The 3154-nt window shown below is 59.6% G+C and carries 5 protein-coding genes and 1 pseudogene; 1 reads left to right on the top strand and 5 read right to left on the bottom strand.

The window, feature by feature from the left end:
- The first annotated feature begins 2 nt into the window (after positions 1-2).
- Positions 3-110, top strand: a complete 108-nt coding sequence (locus NKH98_RS32730) for a DUF982 domain-containing protein (RefSeq protein ID WP_352904299.1) — start codon at positions 3-5, stop codon at positions 108-110.
- Between the two features lie 93 nt (positions 111-203).
- Here the strand turns inward: NKH98_RS32730 and NKH98_RS32725 are convergent, their stop codons facing one another.
- The 5 genes and pseudogenes from NKH98_RS32725 to NKH98_RS32705 all read right to left on the bottom strand — a co-directional run.
- Positions 204-1067 carry an alpha/beta fold hydrolase gene (locus NKH98_RS32725; protein WP_352904298.1) on the bottom strand — a complete coding sequence of 288 codons (864 nt, stop codon included), beginning with the start codon at positions 1065-1067 and terminating at the stop codon, positions 204-206.
- Positions 1068-1296: 229 nt separating this feature from the next.
- Entirely contained in the window at positions 1297-1560 is a 264-nt protein-coding gene (locus NKH98_RS32720) for a hypothetical protein (protein WP_352904297.1), read from the bottom strand.
- A gap of 83 nt (positions 1561-1643) precedes the next feature.
- Complete coding sequence (locus NKH98_RS32715; RefSeq protein WP_352904296.1) at positions 1644-1814, bottom strand: hypothetical protein; 171 nt, start codon at positions 1812-1814, stop codon at positions 1644-1646.
- Positions 1815-2615: 801 nt separating this feature from the next.
- A complete protein-coding gene (locus tag NKH98_RS32710) occupies positions 2616-2807 on the bottom strand; it encodes a hypothetical protein (protein WP_352904295.1) in 192 nt (63 codons plus the stop codon).
- Between the two features lie 10 nt (positions 2808-2817).
- Positions 2818-3154: pseudogene (locus tag NKH98_RS32705) on the bottom strand (SOS response-associated peptidase family protein); the annotation flags it as partial.

Below are 3154 nucleotides of genomic sequence, written 5' to 3'. Positions count from 1 at the left end.
CGGTGCAAGCCTGCAGCGACGCCTTTGAGGGCCGGGTCTCGCCCAACGATGTCCGTAAAGCCTTCGAGGAAGCTGCCGAGGAGGAGGGGGTGCTACGCTCCTCTGGATAGGTCAGGACTAGTAACCGACAGAAAGCGCGGATGACTCTCTGAGCCCTTTCAGACGTCAGTGCTGCGCGGAAAACAGCTTTAGACTTCGGTCTGTCACTCGGGCGCGCAAAAGAAAGCCGACAACGCAGTAGCGAGCTGTTCGGGCGCTTCCTCGGCCATGTGATGCCCGCAATCGATGCCGTGACCGCGGAGGTCCGATGCCCACGTCCGCCACACAGCCAAGACGTCGCCATAAAGCAGCTCGAGATCGTCCCTGAGCGACCAGAGGACAAGCGTGGGGCAGGGCAGCATTCGGCCACTTGCCCGGTCTGCGCGGTCGTGATCAGCGTCAAGGGTCAAACCGGCCCTGTAGTCGCCGAGCATCCCTCGCACCGTTTCTGGTTTGGTAACGGCAGCCACAAAGTCGGCATGGTTCTCGGTTCCCATCGACTCTGCGGTTCCACCATACCATGCGATCGGATCGGCAAGGATGGCACGTTCGGGCTTGTCTGGCTGGGCAAAGAAGAACCAGTGCCACCACGCTTGGGCGAATTGCGCGTCGCAACGCTCCAAAGCTTCCAGGATCGGCACGCCATCGAGTATGGCCAAGCGTTCGATCCGTTGAGGGTGATCCATCGCGCAGCGGAACGCGGTGTAGCTGCCTCGGTCGTGGCCCGCGATCATAAAGCGCTCATGGCCGAGCGCCTCCATCAGCAAGACACAGTCAAGAGCCTTCGCCCGCTTGGATGCCTGCGAATGATTCGTCATGTCGGGCGGCGACGACGACTGCCCAAAGCCGCGCAGGTCGGGGCACACGACGGTGAAACTTTCCGCAAGTAGGGGTGCGACGCGGTGCCATGTCGCGTGGGTACGCGGATGCCCATGCAAGAGGAGAAGGGGCGGGCCCGAATCGCCGTGCCGCACCCGCAGCACGACCTCGCCAACATCGATCCAGTCCAGCGCAAACCCCTCGAACATGCTCCCGATGCTATCACTAAGGAGCGCAGGGTAAAGCTTCGCTCTGGCCGTGCAGCAGACGCGGCAAGACGAACGTATTGCTGTGGGCATTCAGGAACAACTCAAATAATCAGTGCCGCCCTCAACGACGAGAAGAAGCAACAGGTAGATGGTCTCCTATGTCCCTGTGCCCCCTCGGCTAGACCTTGAGGAGAACGTCAGGGGAGCCTTGGGAAGACCGGCCTAATCGTCACTCCATGTCGGGCACGTCGCCCCCAACAAAGAGCGTCGTTGGCTCGCCGTATTCCCCCAGCGCTGGGTTAGCATCGCGGGACCACGCAATGACACCGGCATGTTTCGTCGCCAGAGCTTTGGCAGTCCTTATCGCCCGATCTTCCGACTGCTGCTCGGCTGGACCGAAGACGGGCTGAAGGTCGCCGGTCTCATCACGGTCGAACGCCGTGACGACGATGAGCTTGGGTGCCTTTTGCTGAGGAAGGATGCTGTCCGGCATGCTGACTGCCTTTCTCTAGCGCGAAGTTTCGGTGTCGCTGGCGTACCATCTTTGGCGGTGCCATCCCCTGCTAAACCCATGGCTCAAAGCAGGGCCGCTAGGGCCAGCTCACGCTCCAGGGCAGCGTTGGCGATAAGAAGCGCCTTAACTGCTTCTCTGGCACCACCATGGGCAGCTATGGCTTCGTCGGTCACAAGCTCCCAGTCGGCAGGATCAACTTGCTGTTCCTGCGATCTCTCGGTTTGTTCTCCCATGGCTATTGGTCTCTCTGCCGGCTGTCTGGGGGACACATGTCATCCACATGAGCGTCTCCTAATGGCTCGTTCCAGTAGTGAACAAAATGGGAACGAAATTGTCAATGGCGAATTGACCGAGAGAGGAATGTGTTCCTACTTTGGGTCATGCCTGACACTGGAACACGAAAGCGCGGAGGCGAGTGGAAGCTCAGCAATGCCCATGACGCAGGGCAGCTTGTGCGCATTCAATGCGGGCTCTGCAATGTCAAGCGTTGGTATCAGCCGAGTGACCTGAGGGAAATCTTCGGGGACGTTGAGGCTGAGTTGGTCGGGGGCAAAATGAGCTGCGAACGGTGCGGCAAGAACGAGTACATGCATGCCGAGACGCAAAACCCGTCTGCGCGCGAACGACAAAGCATTCGAGTTAGACGGCTTGCCGAAATCAGGACGGTGCGGCGTGTCGTCTGGCGAGATGATTGACGATCGTCGCCCTCAAGTCGCTATGACTTCCGGAGAGCGTTGAGTGCCTTGAAAAGCGTCTCCGCTCGACTCAGAGTGCTCGCGACCTCCGGTGCTTCGCCGCTCAAGACGCCTGGATTAGCAAGGAGCCAAGCGGACGGAGTGAAGTGATCGAACTCCGGAACCCCTTGTAGGACTCGGAAGTATGCCTCAGCTTTCTTGACCTGCCGTTCGGTGCTTTCGTCGGCCGCTTTGAGCTTCGCAGGATCGAGTTCGTTGCCTCCCGAGAGCTGGTAGGCCCTGACCTGAGCCCCTTGTTCCCTCCAATTCAATGGAGAGTCCAGAATTTCATTTCTGGCCTTATGCGGCCTGTTTTTCCAGCGCCATTTTTGTGGCGAATTCGATGGGCGTGACAATGAGATGGCTGCCTAGGCCTAGCAAATCCCCATCCGGCATCCTTGCGCAGTCGAAATGCTCGCACCTATGATGCTGAACGCCCTGACGCGTGGCGGGCTCAATTGCGCCGGGAAGGCGGATCAGTTCGTCGTTCATCGGGATGCTTTCAAAGCAGCGAGCCTTGTGCAGGCGCCTGCAGCGGAACTTTGATCTGTGTGACAGGCTTCTCGACGATTACGAGAGCGTCGTCAGGCGCCGTGCGCTGTAGTTGCTTTTGCTTCGGTCCATGACGCGGTCAACCAAGTCTCGATGTCCTCTCGCGTGGTCAGGATCACCGGCATCGCCTTCTCGTGGATTGGGGCGATCAGCGCGTTCGGCTTGGTGGTCATAAACGCATAGACCTCGTGGTCGCCGGGGCCTTCCTTGACCTTGCGGACCCCTTGCCAGCGTGTCCACAGGCCCGCGAAGAAGAACAGCGGCCGGTCCTCGCTGAGGGCGAACCA

This window comes from Mesorhizobium sp. M0833 (assembly GCF_040319905.1).
In the GTDB taxonomy this organism is placed as follows: domain Bacteria; phylum Pseudomonadota; class Alphaproteobacteria; order Rhizobiales; family Rhizobiaceae; genus Mesorhizobium.
This window is presented reverse-complemented; position numbering and strand designations above follow the sequence as displayed.